The organism is Sphingomonas sp. RS6 (assembly GCF_054489705.1).
This window is the reverse complement of sequence record NZ_JBTMWM010000002.1, coordinates 241,096-265,493: the sequence shown is the minus strand read 5'-3', so window position 1 is coordinate 265,493 and position 24,398 is coordinate 241,096. Positions and strand designations below refer to the sequence as shown.

General features: G+C 68.5%; 16 protein-coding genes. 6 read left to right on the top strand and 10 right to left on the bottom strand.

The window, feature by feature from the left end:
* Positions 1-41: 41 nt before the first annotated feature.
* On the bottom strand, positions 42-353 hold the full coding sequence (locus ACX40Y_RS05950; RefSeq protein ID WP_459118628.1) for an RNA-binding S4 domain-containing protein: 312 nt from the start codon (positions 351-353) through the stop codon (positions 42-44).
* Positions 346-2,826, bottom strand: coding sequence for a helicase-related protein (locus tag ACX40Y_RS05945; RefSeq protein ID WP_459118627.1), 2,481 nt, complete (start codon positions 2,824-2,826; stop codon positions 346-348). Before ACX40Y_RS05945 ends, ACX40Y_RS05950 begins: the two co-directional genes overlap by 8 nt.
* A 249-nt stretch (positions 2,827-3,075) precedes the next feature.
* Here ACX40Y_RS05945 and ACX40Y_RS05940 point away from each other — a divergent pair, with 249 nt between their 5' ends.
* Positions 3,076-4,581: a peptidoglycan DD-metalloendopeptidase family protein gene (locus ACX40Y_RS05940; RefSeq protein ID WP_459118626.1), complete on the top strand. Its 1,506-nt coding sequence runs from the start codon at positions 3,076-3,078 to the stop codon at positions 4,579-4,581.
* Positions 4,582-4,596: 15 nt separating this feature from the next.
* Here the strand turns inward: ACX40Y_RS05940 and ACX40Y_RS05935 are convergent, their stop codons facing one another.
* The 5 genes from ACX40Y_RS05935 to ACX40Y_RS05915 all read right to left on the bottom strand — a co-directional run bounded on the left by ACX40Y_RS05935 (position 4,597) and on the right by ACX40Y_RS05915 (position 10,495).
* Positions 4,597-6,291: an ATP-binding protein gene (locus ACX40Y_RS05935; RefSeq protein ID WP_459118625.1), complete on the bottom strand. Its 1,695-nt coding sequence runs from the start codon at positions 6,289-6,291 to the stop codon at positions 4,597-4,599.
* Between the two features lie 70 nt (positions 6,292-6,361).
* Positions 6,362-7,084, bottom strand: a complete 723-nt coding sequence (locus ACX40Y_RS05930; protein ID WP_459118874.1) for a TIGR02186 family protein — start codon at positions 7,082-7,084, stop codon at positions 6,362-6,364.
* A 38-nt stretch (positions 7,085-7,122) separates the two neighbouring features.
* Positions 7,123-8,037 (bottom strand): sulfite exporter TauE/SafE family protein, encoded by a 915-nt coding sequence (locus tag ACX40Y_RS05925; protein WP_459118624.1) that lies wholly within the window; start codon positions 8,035-8,037, stop codon positions 7,123-7,125.
* Positions 8,038-8,087: 50 nt separating this feature from the next.
* A complete protein-coding gene (locus ACX40Y_RS05920; RefSeq protein WP_459118623.1) occupies positions 8,088-9,086 on the bottom strand; it encodes a hypothetical protein in 999 nt (332 codons plus the stop codon).
* Between the two features lie 32 nt (positions 9,087-9,118).
* Positions 9,119-10,495 (bottom strand): glycosyl transferase family protein, encoded by a 1,377-nt coding sequence (locus tag ACX40Y_RS05915; protein ID WP_459118622.1) that lies wholly within the window; start codon positions 10,493-10,495, stop codon positions 9,119-9,121.
* 247 nt (positions 10,496-10,742) lie between these two features.
* Between ACX40Y_RS05915 and ACX40Y_RS05910 the strand changes: the two genes are divergently transcribed.
* A complete protein-coding gene (locus ACX40Y_RS05910; RefSeq protein WP_459118621.1) occupies positions 10,743-16,517 on the top strand; it encodes an alpha-2-macroglobulin family protein in 5,775 nt (1,924 codons plus the stop codon).
* Between the two features lie 134 nt (positions 16,518-16,651).
* Complete coding sequence (gene pbpC / locus ACX40Y_RS05905) at positions 16,652-18,763, top strand: penicillin-binding protein 1C (RefSeq protein ID WP_459118873.1); 2,112 nt, start codon at positions 16,652-16,654, stop codon at positions 18,761-18,763.
* Between the two features lie 126 nt (positions 18,764-18,889).
* Here pbpC and ACX40Y_RS05900 read toward each other — a convergent pair whose 3' ends face one another.
* Both ACX40Y_RS05900 and ACX40Y_RS05895 read right to left on the bottom strand, forming a co-directional pair.
* A complete protein-coding gene (locus ACX40Y_RS05900) occupies positions 18,890-19,411 on the bottom strand; it encodes an RcnB family protein (protein ID WP_459118620.1) in 522 nt (173 codons plus the stop codon).
* A gap of 111 nt (positions 19,412-19,522) precedes the next feature.
* Positions 19,523-19,999 (bottom strand): outer membrane protein assembly factor BamE, encoded by a 477-nt coding sequence (locus ACX40Y_RS05895; RefSeq protein ID WP_459118619.1) that lies wholly within the window; start codon positions 19,997-19,999, stop codon positions 19,523-19,525.
* Positions 20,000-20,114: 115 nt separating this feature from the next.
* On the opposite strand from ACX40Y_RS05895, the gene ACX40Y_RS05890 reads away from it, so the two are divergent.
* Positions 20,115-20,636 carry a ubiquinol-cytochrome C chaperone family protein gene (locus ACX40Y_RS05890; protein ID WP_459118618.1) on the top strand — a complete coding sequence of 174 codons (522 nt, stop codon included), beginning with the start codon at positions 20,115-20,117 and terminating at the stop codon, positions 20,634-20,636.
* Complete coding sequence (locus ACX40Y_RS05885) at positions 20,623-21,153, top strand: YceD family protein (RefSeq protein WP_459118617.1); 531 nt, start codon at positions 20,623-20,625, stop codon at positions 21,151-21,153. Before ACX40Y_RS05890 ends, ACX40Y_RS05885 begins: the two co-directional genes overlap by 14 nt.
* Here the strand turns inward: ACX40Y_RS05885 and ACX40Y_RS05880 are convergent.
* A complete protein-coding gene (locus tag ACX40Y_RS05880) occupies positions 21,128-21,799 on the bottom strand; it encodes a TetR/AcrR family transcriptional regulator (protein WP_459118616.1) in 672 nt (223 codons plus the stop codon). The genes ACX40Y_RS05885 and ACX40Y_RS05880 overlap by 26 nt on opposite strands.
* 111 nt (positions 21,800-21,910) lie before the next feature.
* Between ACX40Y_RS05880 and ACX40Y_RS05875 the strand changes: the two genes are divergently transcribed.
* On the top strand, positions 21,911-24,241 hold the full coding sequence (locus tag ACX40Y_RS05875; protein WP_459118615.1) for a TonB-dependent receptor: 2,331 nt from the start codon (positions 21,911-21,913) through the stop codon (positions 24,239-24,241).
* Positions 24,242-24,398: the final 157 nt, after the last annotated feature.

Genomic DNA, 24,398 nt, shown 5'->3' with positions numbered 1-24,398 from the left:
ACGAAAACAGGGGGCCCTGCTATGCGCGGTCGCGCGCCGCGTCAATCGGATGCCGACGCGGCCGGGCCATTTTCAACCGTCAGTTCCTCGTAACAGCCGGCCGCTTCGGCCGGCGGCCCCCGCCGCCCCGGCAGCGTCACCACGCGCAGCACCCGCACCCGGCCGTAAAGCGGAAAGGCCAGAATCGAGCCGATCCGCACCGCTGCGGACGATCGCTCCACCCGCCGGCCGTCGATCCGCAGCAGCCCGCGCTCGCAAATCGCCTGCGCGGCGCTTCGCGTCTTGGCGATCCGCACATACCAGAGATAGCGATCGGCGCGCATCGCCGCGCCCCCGGCCGCCGGGTCAGCCATCGCGCAATGCCGCCAGCGCCGCAAAAGCGTTGCCCGGCACCGCCGCGGGCCTCGACGGCGCCAGCGGCGTCAGGCCCTTCCACATCCAGCGCGCCTCGCCATCGTCATCGCCGCCGCGGGCCGCCCGAAAACCAAGCTGCGCCATCAGCCGCGCCAGGGTATCTGCGCGCAGCCCCATCGACGTCGCCAGCGCCGGATCGGGGGCGAAGGGCTTGCGCCCCTGCCGCGCCTGATGCGCCGAATGGGCAATGCGCTCGATCAAATCGACACGCACCGCTTGGGCGCCGAGCGGGCGAAATCCGTGCGCAAGCGTCGCACCTGGCGCGCTCCGCGCAAGCACGGTGGCGCCGTCCGGCGGCGCATCGTCGAGATGCATCAGCGCCCGGCGGCGCGCCGCAGCCCGTGGCTTGAGCAGCGACGGGGCGAACAGGTCGAGCGTGCCGATCGTCACCCCCATCCGGCGCAGCTTGCGGCGCGCATCGGCGTCGAGCGCCTCGACCATCTCGCCCGCCGCACGCCGCGGCAGCAGCCCGCCCGCCGCGAGCAGGGCATTGGCCAGCGCGCGCAGCGGCGCCCCCGCCTCGGCATCGGTCAGCACCGAATCGAGCCGCGCCAGCACCGGCACCTCGCTGCGCACCCGATCGCCGAACCAGCGCTCGATCCGAGCCTGCACCGCCGCCCGCGCCTGGGGATCGAGCACATCGAGCGCGCGATCGACCGTCACGCGCGGCCGCACCAAAGTCGGCCCCGGTCGCAGCGTCGCCACGTCGCTGCCGCGCCAGCACAGCCTGTCGCCGGCCAGCGCCAGATCGCCATCGGCGGCATCAGCGAGCGCAGCGCCGCGCTGGCGATATTCACCGGCCAGCCGCTTTTCGGCGGCAGCGAGCAGCATCCGCTTGTCGGCGACACGGGCATCGGGCGCGACGCTGAACCGGAACCCCTCCAGTCGGCCGATCGGATGTTCCTCCACCGTCACCTCGCCATCGGCGGCGATCGTGACCGGCAGCGTCGACGCATCGGCGCCGATCTGGCGCAGCAGCACCGTCGTGCGTTTGTCGACGAAACGCTGCGTCAGGCTGGCATGCAGGGCATCCGACAGCTTTTCCTCGATCGCGCGGGTGCGCTCGGCCCAGTGCGCGGGATCTTCCAGCCAATCGGCGCGATGCGCGATATAGGCCCAGCTGCGCACCGCCGCGATCCGGCCGGCCAGCGTTTCGACATCGCCCGCCATGTTGTCGAGCCGCTGGATCTCGTCGGCGAACCATTGATGCGGCACATGGCCGCGACCTTCGGACAGATGGCCGAACAACCGCCCGACGAAGCGCGCATGCGGATCGACGCCGAGCTTGCGGAAATCGGGCAGCCCGCACGCCGCCCAGAAGCGCGCCACCATCCGCGGACCACGGACCCGCGCGCGCACCCAATCCTCTTCCGCCAGCCGCTTGAGCACGGCCAGGTCGGTTGCCTGCGGGGCGGCGCGCAGCATCTCTGCCTGCGGGCGGACCTCCAGGCTCGCGACCAGCGCATCGATGCTGCTCAGGTCGGGCTCGCCGTCGCGCCAGTAGAGATGCTCCAATCGGGGCACCTGATGGCCCTCGATCGCCAGCACTTCCTCGGGCGTGAACGCGCTTGGCCCCTGCTCGTGCAGCGCACCGAAGGTGCCGTCGCGCTGATGCCGGCCGGCGCGGCCCGCGATCTGCGCCATCTCGGCGATGGTAAGCCGCCGCTGGCGCCGTCCGTCAAACTTATGGAGCGAGGCGAAGGCGACATGGTGGACATCCATGTTGAGCCCCATGCCGATCGCATCGGTGGCGACCAGATAATCGACCTCGCCCGCCTGGAACATCGCCACTTGGGCGTTGCGAGTCCGCGGCGAAAGCGCGCCCATCACCACCGCCGCCCCGCCGCGCAGCCGCCGCAGCGCCTCCGCCACGGCATAGACTTCCTCGGCCGAAAAGGCGACGATCGCCGATCGGCGCGGCAGGCGCGACAGCTTCTTTGCGCCGGCATAGCTGAGCGTCGAAAAGCGCGGCCGGCCGATCACTTCCGCTTCGGGCACCAGCGCCTTGAGCATCGGCTTCAGACTTTCGGCGCCGAGGATCATCGTCTCCTCCCGCCCCCGCGCCCGCAACAGCCGATCGGTGAAGACATGGCCGCGCTCGGGATCGGCGCCTAGCTGCGCCTCGTCGAGCGCGACGAAGGCGGTCTCGCGCTCCAGCGGCATGCTCTCCGCCGTGCAGCAGAACCAGCGCGCCTTCGGCGGCAGGATCTTTTCTTCGCCCGTGATCAGCGCAACCTCGCCCGGCCCCTTCATGCGGACGACGCGGTCATAGACTTCGCGCGCCAGCAGCCGCAGCGGAAAGCCGATCATGCCGCTGGCATGGCCGCACATCCGCTCGACGGCGAGGTGCGTCTTGCCGGTGTTGGTCGGCCCAAGCACTGCCGTAACGGGGGAACGCGCGAACTGGCTCATTATTCGACCAAGATCGTTCCGCAGCGCCCCTTAGGCAACTCCCCGCAATCGTAATTCCCTGGAAAGCGTGATTGAATCGGCACGGTTTCACGGAATCGCGGGCTTCTGGCCCGCCAAGGGCACGGCTTGCCGCACGCAGGCGCCAGCAACCGGGTGCTTAATTTGACTTTAAACCCTGTATTTCACAGTGATTCGATCCGGGGACGCGGCAGCGACCGTGGCGAAACGGCTTTTTGGGGGCATTCGGCCTTGTTCTTGCGCGACGATCATGGCTTCGGGCTCGCCGGTGGTGGCGGGACGACGCCGGTTCGTGCGACGCTGGCTCTCGCCCCGACCGCAGCACCGATCGGCCGCCTGGGCCAGTGGCTCGCGACAGTCGACTTGGTTCCCGATCTGGGCGCCGACATTGGTTCGCGCACCTGGTTCCGCGGCGCCGCCACCTGCGCCGCGCTTTGCGCCGCCACCTGGCTGCTCTCCCCCGGCTTCGATCGCCCGATCATCGGCGCCGTGCCCGCGCCGCTGTCCGGCGCCGATCTCGCCGCCGCACGTGCGCAGGCGATCGCGCCGCTGGCGCTCGGTTCGCGTACCGGCATCCACATCGCGGCGACGGGCGCGGTCCGCCCGCTCAGCGACACGCCCGAACGGCCGATCATCGAGCATGAGGCGAAGCTTGCATCGGGCACCGCGCTGCTCGCGGTGCTGCAACGCTCCGGGGTCGGCAAGGCCGATGCCGCCGCCGCCAGCGCGCTCGTGTCCGGCGCAATGCCGCTGAGCGATATCCAGCGCAACACGATCCTCGAAATGACGCTCGGCCGCCGGACGGACAAGTCCCAGCCGCGTCCGCTCGAAAAGCTCGCCTTCCGTGCCCGCTTCGATCGGCGGCTGGAGGTGGTGCGCAGCGGCGGCACGCTCGCGCTCAAGGAAATCCCGATCGTGATCGATCGCACCCCGCTTCGGGTCCAGGGGCTGATCGGATCGAGCCTCTATCGCTCGGCACGGGCGGCAGGTGCCCCGGCAAAGGCGGTCGAAAGTTTCCTGCGCACGCTAGCCAGCCGCGTGTCGGTATCGCGCCTCGGCGCCGATTGCCGATTCGATCTGATTCTCGGCCAGGCGCGGGCGGAAACCGGCGAGGTGCAATATGGCTCGCTGATGTATGCCGGAGTCAGCGGCTGCAAGAACAGCATCAAGCTCGCGCCGTGGCAGAATGACGGCAAGACCGAGTGGTTCGACGCATCGGGCACGGGCGGCAAGACCGGCATGATGAGCATGCCGGTCAATGGCCGCTTCTCGTCCGCATTCGGCATGCGCAAGCACCCGATCCTCGGCTATACGCGGATGCACAAGGGCATCGACATCGCCGCCCCCTATGGCTCCCCGGTTTACGCCGCAGTCGACGGCACGGTGCGCCTCGCCGGCCGGGCCTCGGGCTACGGCAACCTCGTGCGGATCGATCATGGCAGCGGCTTCGGCACCGGCTATGCCCATCTCAGCCGGATCATGGTTCGGCCCGGCCAGCATGTCCGCAAGGGCCAGATCATCGGCCGCAGCGGCAATTCCGGCCTTTCGACGGGGCCGCATCTTCATTTCGAAACGACGCGCAACGGCAAGCCGGTCAATCCGCGGTCGGTGTCGTTCACCTCGGTGCGCAAGCTGACCGGCACGGCGCTGGGCGCGTTCCGGGCAAAGCTGAACGCACTGCTCGCCACGCCCGTTGGCCACGGCGTCGAGCCGCAGCCGGAGAACGCGGCCGACTGACCGCGCCGCCAGTCGTCACTTCCCCTGCGAGCGCCAGCGCTTGATCGTGCGCTCGAGCATCTGCTCCTCGCCGCCCGAATGGCACCACAGGTCCGAGAACACCGGATCGTCGGAGGCCGGCCGCTTCGCCGCCTCGAGCGAATCGAACAGCAGACGGGTGGGCGTCGCCACACCTTCGCCCACCGCAATGCACTCGCGGTTGCGCAGCGCCGGGATCGAATCGAGGAAACCGCGTGCGCCTTCCGGCATCGCCGCACGGACGAACGCCTGGTCGCGTTCGTTGTTGAGCCGCATCGACAGGATCGTGCCGCATTGTGACAGCACGCCTTCGGCCAGATCCGACGGCCGCTGGGTGATCAGGCCCAGCGACACGCCGTATTTGCGCCCTTCCTTGGCGATGCGGCTGAGGATGCGCCCGACCGAGGAGCGATCGGCATTGCGTTCGTTTGGCACATAGCGGTGCGCCTCTTCGCAGACGAGCAGCACCGGATGCTTGGCCTCGCCGCGCGACCAGATCGCGAAATCGAACACCATCCGGCTCAGCACCGCCACCACCACCGACGTGATCTCGCTCGGTACGCCCGACACGTCGATGATCGAAATCGGCTTGCCGTCGCCCGGCAGGCGGAAAATGCGAGACAGGAACGATGCCATCGTGTCCGCCACCAGCATGCCGGAAAACATGAAGGCATAGCGCGGATCGCCGCGAATCTCGTCGATCTTGCCCTTCAGGCGCAGATAGGGGGCGGTATCGGTCGCCTTGTCCATCTTGCCCATTTCAAGCTGGAGCGCGTTGGTCAGATCCGAAAGCAGATAGGGGATCGGCGCGTCGACGGTGATCTTGCCGACTTCCTGCGCAAGCCGGTTCTTCCCCTTGGCAAGCAGCAGACACTTGGCGAGGATGTCGCCGTCCACCTGACGGTCCGATCCCGCGCTGGTCAGGAAGACCTCGCAATGCTCCTCGAAGTTCATCAGCCAATAGGGCATCTGAAGGTTCGACACGTCGTACAGCGCGCCGTTGTTCTTGAACGCGCTGGCATATTCGCCGTGCGGATCGATCATCACGATATGGCCGCGCGGTGCCAGATCGCAGATGCGGTGAAGCAACAGCGCGGCCGCGGTCGACTTGCCGGTGCCGGTCGATCCCAGCAGCGCGAAATGCTTGCCCAGCAGCGAATCGACGAACAGCGCGGCACGGATGTCGCGGGTGGGATACACGGCGCCCACCTCGACATGCGGGCGATCGTCGGCGGCATAGATCTGCTTCAGATCGGCCGTCGTCACCGGATAGACCTCGGCGCCCGGTGTGGGATAGCGGGTGACGCCGCGGCGGAACTTGTAGAGCTTGCCGGTCAGGCGCTCCTCATCGCCTTCGCCGAGAAAGTCGATCTGGGCGGTGATGCGTTCGCCCGACGAATCGAGCCGCAGCGTACGGATATTGGCGATCAGCCAGCTGGCGCCGACGCGAACCTTGATCTGGCTGCCGACCTGCCCCGCATTGACGAGCGCGGGATCGAGGCTGGTGGAAAGCGCCTCCAGTTCCGCGACGCCGAGCAACACCTGGCTCGACGAACCGGCGATCTCGAACACGACGCCGATCGCCTCGGGCACGATGCTGCGGGCGGTCACCTCGTCGCGGGCCGCCGTTGGCGCGGACGCCAGTTCGTACATTCCAGACTGGCCTTCCATCGCCCCGAACTGGCCTTCCATTGCCGTCTCCCTGATTGGCGGCGGCACCATGCATGGCGGAAAGTAAAGATCGGGTTGTGATGCGCCTGCGTCAGAACCGACGCCAGAGCATGCCCGCGCCCCAGCCGAACAGCAGCGACACGGCGACCGCGAACAGGCCGTAGAGCACCGAATCATGCTGGGCGCTGGTGGCGACGAAGCGTTCGAAGCCGGACTTGCGGATTTCGATCGGCCGCACCGCGGCGGCAAGCACGCGCCCGTCGCGGATCAGGAAGGTTTCGGCGGTGAAGCGGCCGACCGGCACCCGCGCCGGAATCGTCAGCCGTGCGCGGTAGAGTACACCGTCGGTGATCTCGACGGCGCCCGGCGCCTCGTAGAACAGGCCGTTGCGGCGGCGCAGATCGGCGAGCCCGCGATCGAAGCGCTGCTGCACGTCCGGTGCCGCCGCCGATGCGGGCGAAAGCTGCAGGCTGTCGAGGCCCAGTTCGTAGATGGCGCGCGTCCGCTCATCGACCAGCCTGTTGATCGGGCGCGACGATGCCACCGCATAGAAGCTCGGCACCGAACGATAGCGCATTTGTTCGGCATTCACCCAGATCCCGGCGACCTTTTCCTTCTCGCGGACCATCACCGATTCGGTCGGCCCCTTCAGCACCACCGCGATTTCGGCCGGACGTTCCTCGTCCGCCGGCGGGCGCCCGCCGGGATAGAGGATCGCGCCGAACAGCAGCAGTTCGGCGCCGGTGAAGCTGTAAGCGATTTCGATGTCGCGCTGCGAAACGTCGGGCACCAGCGCCGGCTTCGACTGCGCCATCAGCAGCGGGGCGAGAACCAGCAACCAGCGCCAGCGTTTCACGCCGCCGTCACCGAGTAGATTTCATCCGGCCGCCATGCGAGGCCGAGCAGCATCCGCGCCGCCACCGCCAGCACGATCAGCGCGAGGATCAGCCGCAGCGATTCTGGCCGCGCTCGCGCCGCGAACCGCGCGCCCAACTGCGCCCCGATCACTGATCCGAGCAGCAGCATCACCGCCAGCACGATATCCACCGCCTTGGTGGTCGTCGCATGGACCATCGTCGCCACCGCCGTCGTGAACAGCGTCTGGAACAACGAGGTGCCCACCACCGTCTGCGTGCCCATGCCGAGGATGTAGAGCATCGCGGGCACGAGGATGAAACCGCCGCCGATGCCCAGCAGCATCGTCAGGATGCCGGTGAAGAATCCCAGCAGCAGCGGGGCGAGCGGCGAGATGTACAGCCCCGATGCATAGAAGCGCCATCGGAACGGCAGCGCTGCGACCATCGGGTGATGCCGCCGCTTACGCGAGCGGGCGGGTGCGCGGCCGCGCCGCGCCAGGATCGCGCCCAGCGACTCCCGGAACATCAGGCCGCCGATCGAACCGAGCAGCAGCACGTAGAGGACGCCGATCACCACATCGATCTGCCCGCTTGCCTGGAGCAGCTTGAACAGCCATGCGCCCATCAGGCTGCCCAAAATGCCGCCGGCCACCAGCACGCCGCCCATCTGCAGATCGACGCCGCCGCGGCGGAAATGGGCGAACACGCCGGACACGCTGGCCCCGGTCACCTGGCTCGCGGCCGATGCCGCCGCCACCGTGGGCGGAATGCCATAGAAGATCAGCAGCGGCGTGGTGAGAAAGCCGCCGCCGACCCCGAACATGCCCGACAGCAGCCCGACGCCAAGCCCGAGCGCAATGATGACGAGCGCGTTGACCGACAGGTTGGCGATGGGAAGATACAGGTCCATGCGCGATCAGCCCTACCGCGTTTGCAGCGGGCCGCGAACCCCCGATCGCGTCAGAAATCGGTGCCGAGCGACAGCGCGAGGCCGGAGCCCGGACGCGCGCTGCCGGCGATGCGCTGGCGCCAGTCGATCGCGACGCGCAGTTGCGCCTTGCCCAGCGCGAAACCGATCGTCGCGGACGGCCCGACGTCGAGCCGTTCGGCATCGCGCTGGGCCGCGCCCCAGGCGCCTGCCCCGATCGCCAGCCTTGTGCCGCCGGGCGCCGCCACCTGTCGCGTCATCCGCACCGCCCCGTCGACATAGGGCTCCGCGCGCTCGCGCCAGATCACGCCCGCCTGACCATAGCCCTCAAGGCGAAACCCGGCCGGCAACCTCGCGTCCACCCCGGCGATCGCACCGACGCCGGTGCCGTCGCGGGTGCCGTCGATCCCGATCCGCCGCTCCGCCACCAGCCGCACCGGCGCGCGGGTCGGTTGCCATTCGACGCCGGCCGAGACCTCGGCGCCGCGCCCCTGCAACGGCGCGGCGACGCGGGCAAACGCCGCGATCCGCGCGCTGGGCACGACCATATAGGCGATCCGCGCGCCGCCCTGGCTGCCGCCGATCTGGCCGCCCCCGGCCACTGCGCCGAGCCCCGTGCCCGGCCGCGCGACCACCCATGCGCTGGCGCTCCAGCGATCGGGCAAGGCAAGCAGACGATCGGGCTGCCAGACAATCGGCGGGGTGGATTGCGATTGCGCGCGTCGTGCGATCGGCTCGACCGCGCCGAATTGCAGCAGCCCCAGCAGCGCCATCTGGACGCGGAGCGGTGACGCTGCCCGGCGTTCCCCAGCGGGCATCGCGGCGACAGGCACAGGTCGCGCCGGGGGCGTGGGCCGGCCGGTAGCCCGCGCCGCCCGGTACGGGGTTTCGGGTGCATAACCCGACGGGGTCGCCACCGCCGCCGCGACCGGCTTCGGTAGCACCCGGTCGAGCACCGGCGGCAGCGCTTCGGCACCGGGTAGCAGCAACACCACGCGCATGCCGATCCAGCCCGCGGCAATGATCCCCACGAAGCGAAGCGGGCGCCCTCGCCCGGCGACGTTCAAGCGCCCACCTGCTCAGGGGCGTCGGGGAACTGGTGCGCGGTTTTCTCCCAGCGTGGCGGCCCACCCGCCAGGATGCCGAAATACAGCGTCAGCGCGCGACGCGCGGCAAGCAACGCAACATAATTGGCGACGAACACGCGCGGGATCGACCAGAGCGCCTCCCGTACGCCATAGGCGCGCCCGACGAACGCGGCGCGGACGATCAGGCGCCAGCCGACCAGCATCAGATTGCCCCACAGCAACGTCCCAACCAGCGGATGGGGTTCAGGCGCGAACGTCCCCGCCAGTTGGTGCAGCACAAACGAACATCCCCACAGCACCAGCGCACCATAGGCGATGGCCAGCACCGGCATCGCCAGCGTCGCCCGACGGTCGCGCATCCGCATCCAGTGATCGCCCATGTCGCTCCACCGGCTCCAGCCGGTGCGATCCCAGCCGGCCAGCGCGATCCCGGTCATCCAGCGCGCCTTCTGGCGCACGGCAGCGGTGAGCGTCCCGGGGAAATAGGCCCGCACCGCCACCGGCGGGCCACCCGGACGCTCGGGCACGCGCGCAAGGACACAGCCGCCGCCCAGCGCGCGCAGTGTCAGGCCAAGCTCATAATCCTCGGTTAGGCTCGTCTCGTCGAACGGAATGCCGCCGCGCTGCTCGGCGATGCGCTCGAGCAGGTCGCGCCGGATCGCGCAGCCGACACCGGCGAGCGGCATCGCCGCGCCAAGGGCCTGGCGGACGAGCAGAACCTTGCTGTGCGCTTCGGCGAACTCATCGAGATAATGGCCGGAAATGAAGCGCGACGACGGATGCCGCAGCGGCAGCACCGGAATCTGGACCGCCGCGTGCTGCCGCAGAAAGCGCGCATAGACCCGCAGTTCCAGCGGATGCACGATATCCTCGGCATCGTGCAGGATCACTGCGGCAAATGGCGCCCCCCGCTCGGCCTCGTCGCGCTTCAGCGCGCGCCACAGCGCGTTGAGGCAATCGGCCTTGGTCGTCGGCCCGGGCCGCGGCCCGATCACCAGCCGAACCCGCGCGTCCTGCTCGGCAACCGCGGCGACAGCGTCGATCGTCGCGCGATCGTTGGGATAGGTGCCGACATAGAGCCGGTAATCCTCATAGTCGAAGCGGCTGAGCGCCGTCCGCAGCATCTGGCCGATCACCGCCGATTCGTCCCAGGCGGCGATGAACACCGCCAGCGGCACCGGCGGTCCCTCCTCCGTACGCTCGTCCGGCTTCGGCCGCGTGAAGAGCGCGCCGACCCGGCGAATCGTGTAGATGAAGTCGACAAGCAAGTCGTCGATCCCGCCGATCACGAAGAAGATCGCCGCGAACAGCGTGGCTTCGCGCGCCGCGGCATCAATTGATTCCAGGATCACCGCGCCCCCCTTCGGCGATGTCTCCGATTCGGATGGGCCTTTATCGAACCGCCGCCCACGCGCGATCAACCGCAATTCTTGCGCGGCGGCGTCCCATAATTTGCCAACATTCAAAACGACGGGCGACGGCGGCTGATTGCCGCCATTTTGGATCAGTCTGTCCGTGAAATGCATGCGGCTTCGGTGCTGGACTTGCGGGTTACCCCGCCTTTACACGGTGCCTATCGCGGCAGAGAGGGACGGAACGATGAGGCTGGGCACACGATTTCTGCTGGCCGCGCTCATCGCCTCGCCGCTGGGCGCGCTTGCGGCGATCGGCGGCAACGGTCCCCAGGTGGAAATGGCGACGCCCGGAATCGCAAACGGTGCGATCGAACGCTTCACCATCCGCTTCAACGAACCGATCGCGCCACTCGGCGATCCGCGTGCCGCCGCACCGTTCGAGGTCAAATGCCCCGTCGCCGGCCAGGGGCGCTGGGCCGATCAAAGCACCTATGTGCACGAATTCGAAAAGCCGCTTCCCGGCGGCGTCACCTGCCGGTTCACGCTGAAGCCCGGCCTCAAGACGCTCGACGGCTTCGCGATCACGGGGCAGCGCGACTTCACCGTCGACGGCGGCGGCCCGGTCGCCCGCGCCGTCCTGCCGCAACGCTATGACGGCGAGATCGAAGAGGATCAGACCTTCCTCGTCGCCGCCAATCTGGCGCCCGACCCCGCGTCGGTGGCTGCGAACGCCTATTGCGCGGTCGACGGCATCGGCGAGCGGATTCCGGTGAAGGTCCTCGCGCGCGATACCGCGGCCAAGCTGCTCGCGGCGATGGGCACCGGCCGCTGGCAGGTCCAGAGCTTCCTCGGCGAGGCCGGCCTGCCGCAATCGCTTCCCGACGACGCCGCCAATCGTGCGAAGGCGACTGCCTCGATCGTCGCGCTGCAATGCGGACGCCCCTTGCCGCCGGGGCGCGACATGTCGCTCGTCTGGGGCAAGGACATCCGCAGCGCCTCCGGCCGCGTCGCCGGTGCCGATCAGCGGTTCGACTTCACCGTGCGCAAACCGTTCACCGCCCGGTTCGAATGCCCGCGCGTCAATCCGCAGGCGGGCTGCAATCCGGTCGAGGCGGCAGCAGTGCGCTTTTCGGCGCCCGTGCCGCGTGAACAGGCGCTCGCGGTTCGCCTGCGCCTGCCCGATGGCCGCGAGATCATGCCCGCCGCCAGCGACGACGACAAGAACAAGGAGACGCTGAGCGACGTGACGTTCAAGGCGCCGCTCCCCGGTGCCGTCACGGCGCGCGTCGTGCTGCCGGCCCGGCTGGCCGACGATAGCGGGCGGGCGCTTTCCAACGCCGCACGGTTCCCGCTCGAGATACGCTTTGATGCGCCCCCGCCGCTGGTCAAGTTCGCCGCCGATTTCGGTATTCTTGAAGCCGAAGAAGGCGGCGTCCTGCCGGTCACCGTGCGCAACGTCGAACCCAGCCTGCGCGGCAGCCGGATGGGCGTGACCGGCCAGAGCCTGCGCGTCGCCGGGGACGATGGCGAAGTCGCCAAATGGCTGCGCGCCGTCAACGACGCGGGGCGCAGCCGCTACGACACGGTGGAGCGCGGCGACGAAACCGTGCGGATCAACCAGACCGGCACCAGACCCCTGCTCAGTGCCGCGACCGGCAGCCCGTTCAAGCTCAACCTGCCGGGCAAGGGCAAGGATTTCGAAGTCGTCGGCATCCCGCTGGCCAAGCCCGGCTTCTACGTGGTCGAACTCGCCAGCCCGCGGCTGGGTGAGGCGCTGCTCGGGCGCAAGGCGCCACGCTACGTCGCATCGGCGGCGCTCGTGACCAATATGAGCGTCCATTTCAAATGGGGGCGAGATACGTCGCTGGTCTGGGTGACCGCGCTCGATAGCGGCAAGGGCGTCGGCGGCGCGCGCGTGCAGATCACCGACAGCTGCACCGGGCAATTGCTGGCGCGCGGCACCACCGACGTCTCCGGCCGCCTGGGTGTGCCAAAGGGGCTGCCAGAACCCGAAACCTATGCCGGCTGCGAAGGGCAGAGCGCCGCGCCGCTGATGGTATCGGCACGCAAGGGCGATGATTTCAGCTTCTCGCTCACCAGCTGGGGCGACGGCATCCGCCCCTATGATTTCGATCTGCCCTATGGCTGGAGCGCGCCGGAGCCGGTGTATCACACCGTGTTCGATCGCGCGCTGCTGCGCCAGGGCGATACGATCCACATGAAGCATTATGTGCGGCGCCCTGTCGCGAGCGGATTCGCCGTGCCGAAGCCGTTCCGCGCGACGCTGCGCCTCGCGCATCGCGGATCGGACACGGTTTACGACATCCCCGTCAGCTTCGACGCGAACGGCGTTGCCGAATCGAGCTGGACCGCTCCCAAGGGCGCGAAGATGGGCGATTATGATCTGCGCTTCATCGTCGAGCGCAGCATCGACGGGCGCGAGCAGGAACAGACGATCTGGACCAGCCAGTCGTTCCGCATCGACGAATACAAGCTACCGACAATGAAGGCGAGCGTGACCGGGCCGAAGGAAGCGCAGGTTCGCTCCAAATCGCTGCCGCTCGATCTGTTCGTCGGCTATCTGTCCGGCGGAGGGGCATCGAACCTGCCGGTCGACCTCCGCATCGGCTATTTCGACAGCGTTGATCGTCCCGCGGGCTATGACAGCTACAGCTTCGGCGGCCAGCCGATGGTCGAGGGCGTTCGCCCGCTCGATGGCGATTCACGCGATTTCGATGCCGGTCCTCAGCTCCCCCCCACCCAGACTCTGCCGCTCAAGCTAGGAGCCGATGGCGGGCTGCGCACCAGCGTGGCGGTGCCGGCATCGATCGATCGCAACACGTCGATGCTCGTCGAGATGGACTATCAGGACGCGAACGGCGAAATCCTGACGGCGTCGCGCCGCATCCCGCTCTACGCCTCGAGCGTCCAGCTCGGCGTCAAGACCGATGGCTGGCTGATGAAGGCGGACGATCTGCGGCTGAATTTCGTCGCGCTCGATACGGCGGGCAAGCCGGTCAAGGGCCAGAAGGTCTCGGTCGCGCTGTACAGTCGCGAGATCCTGACCGCGCGGCGCCGGTTGATCGGCGGCTTCTATGCCTATGACAATCAGGTGAAGACCGAAAAATTGTCGGCCAGCTGTTCGGCGACCACCGACGAACTTGGTCTCGCCGGATGCCAGGTCGATCCGGGCGTTTCGGGTGAAGTCTATGTCGTGGCCATCACCACCGATGCCAACGGCAATGTCGCCCGCGCGGTCCGCTCGGTCTGGCTGGCGGGCGAGGACGACTGGTGGTTCGGCGGCGACAATGGCGACCGCATGGACGTCATCCCCGAAAAGACCGAGTACAAGGCCGGCGAAACCGCGCGCTTCCAGGTACGGATGCCGTTCCGCGAAGCCACCGCGCTGGTGACCGTCGAGCGCGAGGGCGTGCTGTCGAGCTTCGTTGTCGGCCTGTCGGGCAAGGATCCCGTGGTCGAGGTGCCGATGCCCGCCAGCTATGCGCCCGATGTCTATGTCTCGGTGATGGCGGTGCGCGGGCGCGTGTCGGGCTGGGCCGAATGGCGGGCGGAAATGGCGCGCAAATGGGGCCTGCCCTGGTCGAAGGACGGCGGCAAGCCGACCGCGACCGTCGATCTCGCCAAGCCCGCCTATCGGCTCGGCATCGCCAAGGTGAAGGTCGGCTGGGAGGGGCACCGGCTGGGCGTGACGGTCAAGGCCGATCGCGCGACCTATGCGGCGCGCGATACCGCGAATGTCGACATCGCGGTGCGCAAGCCCGACGGGACGCCGGCCGCGAGCGCCGATGTCGCATTCGTCGCGGTCGATCAGGCGCTGCTCCAGCTTGCGCCCAATGACAGCTGGAAGCTGCTCGATGCGATGATGGGCGATCGGCCGCTGTCGGTCCTCACCTCCACCGCGCAGACCCAGGTGGTCGGCAAGCGCCATTATGGCAAGAAGGCGGTGGCGGCCGGCGGTGGCGGCGGTGGCGATTTCTCCGGCCTCAACCGCGAGAATTTCGAGCCGGTCCTCCTCTGGAAGGGTCGCGTCGCGCTCGATGCGCAGGGCCATGCCCGCGTTCAGGTGCCGCTGTCCGACGCGCTGAGCGGGTTCAGGCTGGTCGCGATCGCCTCCGATGGCGCGCAGCTGTTCGGCACGGGCGAGGCTGATATCCGCACCCAGCAGGATCTGACGATCTTCGCCGGGCTGCCGCAGCTGGTTCGCGCCGGCGACCGGTTCGGCGCGATGTTCACGCTGCGCAACGGATCGGCGCAGGCGATGCGGGTGACCGCGACCGTCTCGCTCGATCCGGCGCTTGCGACCGGACGCCCGCTCACCGTCGATCTGCCGCCGGGCGCCGCCGTGCCGGTGACATGGACGCTCAGCGTGCCGTCGGGCATTCGCGGTCAGCTCCACTGGACCGTCACCGCGCGTTCGAGCGACGGCAAGGCACAGGACCGCGTGACCGTCACACAGGCCGTGGTGCCCGCCGTGCCGGTGGAAACCTGGGCCGCCACGCTGGTTCGCATCGGCACCGCGACCAATGTCGCGATCGCGCCGCCCGCCGGCGCCCTGCCCGGCCGCGGCCTTGTCGAGGTGCTGCTCGCCGACATGCTGGCGCCACCGCTTCAGGGCGTGCACGACTATATGGCCGCCTATCCCTACAACTGCCTCGAACAGCGGGCGTCGCGGGCGGTGGCGCTCGGCGATACCGGCGGCTGGGTGCCGATCGCGGCCGACATCCCCGCCTATCAGGACGGCGACGGCCTGCTGCGCTACTTCCCCGGCGACGGCCCCGGTTCGGAGGCGCTGACCGCCTATATGCTGTCGATCAGCGCAGAGGCGGGACTGCCGCTGCCCGACGCCGCGCGCGCGCGGATGATCGAGGCGATGCGGGCCGTGCTCGACGGCCGGCTGCGGCGCGAGGATTATGGCGACGTCCGGCTTCAGCGGGTCGCCGCCTTCTCGGCGCTCGCCCGTCAGGGGGCGGCAACACCGGCGATGGTCGGCCAGCTCGGCATCGCGCCGGCTGACATGCCCAGCGCGACGCTCGCCGACTATCTCGCCGGGCTAGGCAATGTCTCCGGACTGCCCAACGCCGCGCAACTGCGCACCGAGGCGGAACAGGTGCTGCGCACCCGGCTGGTCTATGAAGGCACGCGCATCGATCTGGCCGACAAGGGCCAGATGCCCTGGTGGCTGATGGCATCGGACGACAGCGCCGCGATCAAGGCGCTGCTGGTTACGCTCGGCCGCCCCGGCTGGGCCGATGACAATGGCAAGATGATGGTGGGGATCGCCGCCCGCCAGCGGCGCGGCCATTGGGATACCACCCCGGCCAACGCCTGGGGGGCGATCGCCGCCCGCCGCTTCGCCGCGCTATACCCGGCACAGGCGATCGCCGGGGTGACGAGCGCGTCCTTCGGCCAGACGACCGTGACGCGCAAATGGCCGCTCGCCGATGGCGGGCGCAGCTTCACGCTGCCGCTGCCGACTGGCCCGACCCAGCTTTCGCTGCGCCAGAGCCAGGGCGTCGGCCCCTGGGCGTTCGTCCGCGTCAAGGCGGCGGTTCCGCTCACCCAGCCGCTGATGGCCGGATACAAGGCGACCAAGACGATCAAGGTCATGCAGGCCGCCGTCCCCGGCCGGCTGACGCGCGGTGACGTGATCAGCGTCACGATCCGCGTCGAGGCGTCGGCCGAACGCAACTGGGTGGTGATCGACGATCCGGTGCCGCCGGGCGCCACCGTGATCGGCGATCTCGGTGGCCAGTCGCGCATGCTCGATCAGGAGCTTGCCGACAGCGGCGGCGTCGCGCCCAGCTATATCGAGCGCGGCAGCGACAGCTGGCGTGCTTATTATGGCTGGATGCCGCGCGGCAGCTTCACCATCTCCTATACGATGCGGCTCAACACCGCCGGTCAGTTCAACCTGCCGGCGACCCGGATCGAGGCGATGTACGCGCCGGAAATCCGCGCCGAGCTGCCCAACCAGGCGATGGCGGTGTCGCCGCGGTGACGCCGCCCCGTCGCGGCCGCGGCACCCCCGCACTTCACCGCCTGATCGCGCGGATCGACAGCGCCCCCGCCGATGCGTGGCGGGCACTGCGGATCGCGCGTCGTCGCTGGCGCGCGAAGGGCTGGCGCGGAATCATCTCGCCCGGTCGGGTGGTCGCCCTGTCGGGGCTGGCGCTGATCCTGGTCGCGGCCGCGCTGCTATGGATCACCGCGCCGATGCCGTTGCCCAGCTATGCCGCCGTGCGCAGCCACTGGCAGCCCTCCGAAAGCTGGCTCTACGATCGCAATCGCCGCCTGATCGACAGTAGCCGGGTCGATTATCAGGCGCGGCGGCTCGACTGGACCCGACTCGCCGACATCTCGCCCGAGGCGCGCAAGGTGATCGTCGCCGCCGAAGACCACCGCTTCTATCGCCATGGCGGGGTCGACTGGATCGCGCTTGCCGCCACGCTGCGTGACCGGCTGACGGGGGGCGGGCCGCGCGGCGCCTCCACCCTGTCGATGCAGCTCGCCGCCTATCTCGCGCCCGATCTGGCGCGCCCGGGCCGGCGCCGGGTGATCGACAAGCTCCGTCAGATGCGTACCGCCTGGCTGCTGGAGGCAACGTGGCGCAAGGACCAGATCCTCGAAGCCTATCTGAACCTCGCCGGCTTCCGTGGCGAGGCGCAAGGGATCGGCGCGGCCGCGCTCAGCCTGTTCGGCAAGACTCCGGCCGCGCTCAGCCGTGACGATGCGCTGCTGCTCGCGGCGCTGCTCCCCAGTCCCCAAGCACCCGCCGGTACCGTCGCCGCGCGCGCTTGCGCGCTGTCGCGCGATCGCGACTGCGCCCGCTTCGCCGGCGCCGCCGCGTCGATGCTCGGGCCGGCGCGCAGCCTCGCGCTCGATCCCGGCCTCGCCCCTCATCTGGCCGCGCGATTGTTGGTGCGGCCGGGGATGCGGGTGACGACGACGCTCGATCTGCGCATCCAGCGGATCGCCACGGTGGCGCTGCGCCGCCAGCTCGAAGGGCTGGGCGGCAGCCGTGCCCGCGACGGTGCGGTGGTGGTGGTCGAAAATGCCAGCGGCGACGTGCTCGCCTATGTCGGCGGGGTCGGCGGCGAATCGACGGCGGCGCAGGTCGATGGTGCATCCGCCTATCGCCAGGCCGGATCGACGCTCAAGCCGTTCCTCTACGCCCAGGCGATCGAGAAAGGCTATCTGACCGCGGCGTCGCTGCTCGACGATTCGCCGGTTCAGCTCGACACCGCATCCGGCCTCTATGTGCCCCAGAATTACGATCGCGCGTTCAAGGGCCCGGTCTCCGCCCGCGTCGCGCTGGCCGGATCGCTCAACGTGCCGGCGGTTCGCACGCTGTTGCTGGTCGGCGTCGATGCGTTTCGCGACCGGCTGTGGGACACGGGCTATCGCGGGCTGGTCGAGGACGGCCAATATTATGGCTTCTCGCTGGCGCTCGGCTCGGCCGAGGTGACGCTGCTCGAACAGGTCGCCGCCTATCGCAGCCTCGAACAGCTGGGCCGCTGGTCGCCGCTTCGGCTCACCGATCGCGACCCGCACGCCCCGCCGCGCATCGTCACCACGCCGCAAGCGGCATGGATCGTCGCCGACATGCTGGCCGACGCCAACGCGCGCGTGGCCACCTTCGGTGCCGATTCGGCGCTGCGCCTGCCCTTCTGGGCGGCGGTGAAGACGGGCACATCAAAGGCGATGCGCGACAATTGGTGCATCGGCTTTTCGGACCGGTTCACGGTCGGCGTGTGGGTGGGCAATCTCGAGGGCGATCCGATGCGCGCCGTCTCCGGCACCAGCGGCGCGGCGCCGGTGTGGCGCGATGTGATGATGGCGCTGCATGACCGCATCCCCGGCCGCGCGCCGCCCGAGCCGCGCGGGATCGAGACGCGCATGGTCCGCTTTGCCCAGGGGCCGGAACAGCCCCGCCGCGAACGTTTCGTCGCCGGCACCGCGCTCGCCCGCGTCGCGCTGGCACCCGTCGAATCGCGCCGGCCGCGGATCACCAGCCCGGTCGCGGGCAGCGTCTATGCGCTCGATCCCGACATTCCCTCGCGCAACCAGCGGATGGTGGTGCTGGTGAGCGGCGACGTCGCCGGCCATCGCGTGGCGCTCGACGGTCGCGATATCGCCGCCGCCGACGGCCAGCCCGTGATCCTCGCGCCGCCCGGATCGCACCGGCTCGAACTGGTCGACGCGGCGGGTAAGGTCGTCGATCGGATCCGATTCACGATCCGCTGAGTCTCGATGTCGCAGGCGATGGGAGCCGAATGCAGCTTCCGGCGTTGTCCACGCGGCGCGGATTCCTTTTCGAGGCCCATCGACTGCCGGCCGCGCCCATATCGGTGCGCGGCCGGCCTTTTCCTGTCAGTAGTAGAAGCCCGGGATCGTGCGGATCACCACCCCGCGCCGCGTGTCGATCAGCAGCACGTCGCGATAATGGCGGACCCAGGCGCGATGCAGGCCGGGCCGCGGCAGATGATAGCGCCACGGATCGCCGATCACGTAGCGGGGGCCGTAATAGACGCGCCCGATCCGCGCACCGGAGCGAAACCGCGTGTAACGGAACGGCGCATGCCAGTTGCCACGCGCATAGAGATGCCGGTTGGTGGCACGATAGCGCCGCCAGTCGTCATTGCCCCAGCGCCGGTCGCGGTCGCGCAGATCCTCGCGATATTCGCGTCGCGCATCGCGCAGGTCGCGGCGCTCCTCCCGGATCCGGTGCGGATTGCCCGATCGCCGGGCGCGATCGAGATCGCGGCGTTCCTCACGAATGTCCTGCCGGTCGCGGCGAAGTTCGCCCCGCGACTGCGCCATCGCGCTCACCGGAACGGCAACCGCCGGGACCGCCAGAGCCGCGAGCAGTGATGCGGTGATCAATTTTCTCATATCATCCTCCATCCGAACCCGGGCCGATCGAAACGGCGCCGGTGTTGGGTGGAAGATGGCCGGGCCGCGCTGAACCATGCAGGAACGCGGCCGTCAGCCAATCGACAGGAATCAGGGGCCGGTATTGCCGCCCGGTGCGCCGGTTGCACCGGGCGCGCCCACCGTTCCGATATTGCCGAACAGATCGGAGAAGAAGCTGGTGTGACGACCCAGCGTCGGCGTCGTCTTGCCATAGGGGGTGATCGACGCGATCAGTTCGGTCCCCGTCTGGTCGACCGAGGTGACGTTGCCCGCCTGATCGAAATGCACCCGCAGCGTCATCTGGGTCTTCGGGCGCGGATCCTGGAACGCGAAATTGCTGTTGTCGCGCGAGATATAGAACCAGTCGCCCTCGTTGAACTGGCTGGTGAAGCTCGGCTGCCCCAGCGTCTGCAGCACCGACTGCCGCGTATCGACACCGGGCTGGATCGACGCGACCAGATCATGGTCGACGACATAGCCCTGGTGCGTCCGCACCGGCGTACAGGCGGCGGTGCCGAATGCTGCCAGCAACGCGGCGGCACCAAGCGTGCGAACGGAAAGCGACATCAACTTCTCCAGGCAAACGCGACAGCCCGTGGATTGCATCGCGGGCGGATCGCCTCAATATGCGTCAAAATGCGGCCAAACAAGGTCGCGAGCGAGGAACGGACGAACAACCGCCATGCAAATGCTGAAGCGCCTCTTCGGCCGCCCCGATCGCGGCACCACCCCTGCGCTTTATGCGGCGATCGTCGCGCGCGCCCGCCAGCCGCATTGGTATCGCGACGGGGCCGTCCCCGATACGGTCGACGGCCGGTTCGATATGATCGCCGCGCTGCTCTGCATGGTGCTGCTCCGGCTGGAGATGGCGCCCGAGGGGATCGCACCGAGCACCGCCCTCGCCGAATGCTTCATCGACGATATGGACGGCCAGCTTCGCGAGATCGGTATCGGCGACATCGTCGTCGGCAAGCATGTCGGCCGGATGATGAGCATGCTCGGCGGCCGGCTTGGCGCCTATCGCGACGGGCTTGCCGGCGACGAACTGGGCGCAGCGCTCGTTCGGAACCTGTATCGCGGCGACGTCCCCGATGCGGTGGCGCTCGCCCATGTGGAAAATCGCCTTCGTAGCTTTCATGCCGCGCTGGCGGCGGCGCCGATCGCGCCCATCATCGCCGGAGACCTGCCCGATGAACGCGCCTGAATTTTCCCGCCCCCACCGGCTCGACCAGATCGGCACCGGCGAAAGCGACGTCCGCATCGTCGCCGACGACGCCGAACGCGCCGCGCTCAGCCGCCGATTCGGCCTCAAGGCGATCGAGCGGCTGGAGGCCGCATACCATCTGCGCCGCGATGCGCAGGGCGTGGTTGCGCGCGGGCACCTGTCCGCGCGGCTGACGCAAGCCTGCGTCGTCACCGATGATCCGCTGCCGGCAACGGTCGAACAGGATTTCGCCATCCGGTTCCTGCCCGAGGTCAGCACGGCGGGGGGCGATGAAGAAGTGGAACTCACCGAGGACGAGTGCGACACCGTTTTCTATACCGGCGGCACGATCGATCTGGGCGAGGCCGCGGCCGAGACGATGGCGCTCGAACTCGATCCCTATCCGCGCAGCCCGCGCGCCGCCGACGTGCTGCGCGAAGTCGGGGTGAAGAGCGAGGAGGAAGCCGGGCCGACCAAGGCGCTGGCCGGGCTCAAGGATCTTCTGACGAAGAAATAGCGGTGCCGATGCCGCGCGCCAGCAACTGCGCGACGGCGTCCGCAATCGCCTCTGGTGCGGTGTCCTCGTCCCAAACGCTGTAGCGCAGCCCCAGAAACACGTTCATGCCCATGATCGCCCAGGCATGGATTTCGCTGACCTCGTCGCGCACCTCGCCCCGCCCTGCGGCGGCGCGCAGCCGCGCGGCGATCCGGTCGGCGGTGCTTTCATAATGATGCCGGAAGCTTGCGGGGTCGACGAACTCGGCCTCGTCGATGATGCGGTAGATTTCCTTGTGCGTCCGCGCGAACCGGATGAAGGCGAGCAGCGCCGATCGCTCGGCATCGATCTGGTCGCGCGCGCCGCGCAGCGACGGGCCGACATGCTCGCGCACCTGATCGCTCATGTCGCGAACGAGCGCGCGGAACACATCGTCCTTCGAATCGAAATAGGTGTAGAAACTGCCCAGCGCGACGCCGGCTCGCCGGGTGATCCCGCTGATCGATCCGTCGTGAAATCCCTTTTCGCCGAACTCGGCCGCCGCCGCGTCCAGGATGGCGCGCAGCGTCCGCCGCCCGCGCTCGGTGCGCGGCACCTTCGCGTCGCCGGCGGTTTCGGTGCCCCCCGATGCGGAAGTGGCAGGAATACCACGCTCGCCGACCTTCATGCCCCTCGCCTTCCAATCCCAAGTTGAAACCCGGTTCAGGTTTCAGTATAGTGTCCTGCAATGGCTTACAACCCGCATCCGACGGGTTGCACCAGGGGAGGATTACCACGCATGTCACGGCACGATTCCGTTCGCATCGCCCTGCTCGCCGGCGTTGCGCTGCTCTCCACCACCCCCGCCTTTGCGCAGGAAGCGGATGCCCCGGCAAGCGCCGCCGCACAGGCTGAATCGATGGACGGCGAGATCATCGTCACCGCCCGCCGCCGCGAGGAAAGCCTGATCGACGTGCCGATCGCCGTCACCGCGATCAGCGGCGCGCAGCTCAATGCGCAGGGCGCGCTCGACATCACCGATATCGGCAATTCCGCACCCAACGTGACGCTGGAAGTGTCGCGCGGCACCAATAACACGCTGTCCGCCTTCATTCGCGGGGTCGGCCAGCAGGATCCGGTCGCGGGATTCGAGGCAGGTGTCGGCCTGTATCTCGATGACGTGTACCTGAACCGGCCGCAGGCGGCGGTACTCGACATCTACGACGTCGAACGGATCGAGGTGCTGCGCGGGCCGCAGGGCACGCTTTATGGCCGCAACACGATCGGCGGCGCCGTCAAATACGTCACCAAGCGCATCGGCATGGACCCGATGCTTCAGGTGCGCGGCACCTATGGTTCGTACAACCAGGCCGATCTGGTGGTCAGCGCCAGTGCGCCGATCGGCGACACCGGCTTGAAGGTCAGCGCCGCTGGCGCACGGCTCAGCCGCGGCGGCTTCGGCACCAATCTCACCACCGGCGAGGAAAACTACAACAAGGATCTCTGGGCGGCGCGCGGCACGATCGAATTCGAGCCGAGCAGCAGCGCTTTCTTCCGCCTGTCGGGCGATTACACGCACGACAAGAGCAATCCGCGCGGCGGCCATCGGCTGATCCCGGGCCTGGTCAGCGGCACCCCCGTCCTCACCGACAAGTTCGATTCGCAGGGCGGCCTCGTCACGCCGCGTCAGGACGTGAAGGCGTGGGGCATCACCGGGCTCGCCGAGTTGCACCCCACCGACTGGATGACACTCCGTTCGATCACCGCCTATCGCAAGGACGACAGCGCGACGCCGATCGATTTCGATGCGCTGCCTGCCGTCCAGGTCGACGTACCGGCCTTCTACAACAACAAGCAGTTCAGCCAAGAAACCCAGCTGCTGGTCGATACCGGCAGCTTTTCGGGCCTGCTCGGCGTCTATTATCTCGACGCCAAGGCAAAGACGATATTCGACGTCCGCCTTCCGGGCGGCGTGACCGCACTGACCTTCGGCGATGTGAACACCGATACCGTCGCCGTGTTCGGCGACTTCACCTACGATGTCACGCCGATGATCAGCCTGTCCGCCGGCGGTCGCTATACCTGGGACCAGCGCCAGTCGCGCGTGCTGCGCCAGACCTTCCTCGGCGGCGGATCGCCCTTCTTCGGGGGCGCCGGGACGCTGTTCGCCACCACCTCCGATTTCCGGGGCACCGCCAATTTTTCGAAGTTCACGCCCCGCGCCTCGATCAGCTTCAAGCCCGGCAACGACCACACGCTCTATGCAAGCTGGGCGGAAGGCTTCAAGGGCGGCGGCTTCGATCCGCGCGGCCAGACCAGCGCGTGCCGAACGCCCGGCGGCACCATTTGCACGCCCGCCCAGGTCTACGACTTCATGTCGTTCGATCCCGAAACCGTCACCAGCTACGAAATCGGCTACAAGGCTTCGCTGTTCGATCGCCGGCTGACCTTCGCGCTGGCCGCCTTCCATGCCGATTACACCGATGTGCAGGTGCCCGGCTCGATCGGCACCACGATCAACGGCCAGCAGAGCTTCATCGGCATCACCACCAACGCCGGCAAGGCGCGGATGCGCGGCGTGGAATTCGAAGGCAATCTGGTCGCCGCGCGCGATCTGGGCACGCCGGGCGGCACGCTGAACTTCAACTGGTCGGTGGGCTATCTCGATGCGCGCTACCTCGAATTCATCGATTCGCGCGGCATCGACGTGGCGGATGAACGCCGCATCCAGAACACGCCCGATTGGACCGCCAGCGGCACGATCGGCTATTCGATGCCGGTGGGCAGCGAAGGTTCGGTGGCGGCGAGCGTCACCGCTTCGTACCGCAGCGCCTCGCAACAGTTCGAGCTGCGCACGCCGATGCTCGATCAGCCCGGCTTCACGCTGTTCGACGCGAACCTCAACTGGGACGTGAACCGGATGCTCTCCTTCGGCCTCCACGGCCGCAACCTGTTCGACAGGCGCTACATCGTGTCGGGCTATAACTTCCTCGCGCAGAACCCCGACACCGGCGATTTCCTCCGCAACGCCTCGGGCAATTATATCCCGACGCTGGGGACCGAGGGCGTGTTGACCGCCTATTACGGCAATCCGCGGCAGGTGTTCGTGACGGGCACGGTGAAGTTCTAGGGGTCCCCGATCACCCTCACCCTTCCGGCGCTCCGCGCCTCCCTCCCTCCCCCACAGGGAGAGGGAATAAGCGCCCTCTCCCTATGGGAGAGGGAGGGGACCCGCCGCCGCAGGCGGTGGGGAGGGTGAGGTTGACCACAGCGCTAGCATCAAGCCG

Bases quoted from the DNA above. Each gene is read 5' to 3' on its own strand.
- ACX40Y_RS05950 (WP_459118628.1), bottom strand. From the start codon at position 353: ATGGCTGACCCGGCGGCCGGGGGCGCGGCGATGCGCGCCGATCGCTAT.
- ACX40Y_RS05945 (WP_459118627.1), bottom strand. From the start codon at position 2,826: ATGAGCCAGTTCGCGCGTTCCCCCGTTACGGCAGTGCTTGGGCCGACC.
- ACX40Y_RS05935 (WP_459118625.1), bottom strand. From the start codon at position 6,291: ATGGAAGGCCAGTTCGGGGCGATGGAAGGCCAGTCTGGAATGTACGAA.
- ACX40Y_RS05930 (WP_459118874.1), bottom strand. From the start codon at position 7,084: ATGGCGCAGTCGAAGCCGGCGCTGGTGCCCGACGTTTCGCAGCGCGAC.
- ACX40Y_RS05925 (WP_459118624.1), bottom strand. From the start codon at position 8,037: ATGGACCTGTATCTTCCCATCGCCAACCTGTCGGTCAACGCGCTCGTC.
- ACX40Y_RS05910 (WP_459118621.1), top strand. From the start codon at position 10,743: ATGAGGCTGGGCACACGATTTCTGCTGGCCGCGCTCATCGCCTCGCCG.
- ACX40Y_RS05900 (WP_459118620.1), bottom strand. From the start codon at position 19,411: ATGAGAAAATTGATCACCGCATCACTGCTCGCGGCTCTGGCGGTCCCG.
- ACX40Y_RS05895 (WP_459118619.1), bottom strand. From the start codon at position 19,999: ATGTCGCTTTCCGTTCGCACGCTTGGTGCCGCCGCGTTGCTGGCAGCA.
- ACX40Y_RS05890 (WP_459118618.1), top strand. From the start codon at position 20,115: ATGCAAATGCTGAAGCGCCTCTTCGGCCGCCCCGATCGCGGCACCACC.
- ACX40Y_RS05885 (WP_459118617.1), top strand. From the start codon at position 20,623: ATGAACGCGCCTGAATTTTCCCGCCCCCACCGGCTCGACCAGATCGGC.
- ACX40Y_RS05880 (WP_459118616.1), bottom strand. From the start codon at position 21,799: ATGAAGGTCGGCGAGCGTGGTATTCCTGCCACTTCCGCATCGGGGGGC.
- ACX40Y_RS05875 (WP_459118615.1), top strand. From the start codon at position 21,911: ATGTCACGGCACGATTCCGTTCGCATCGCCCTGCTCGCCGGCGTTGCG.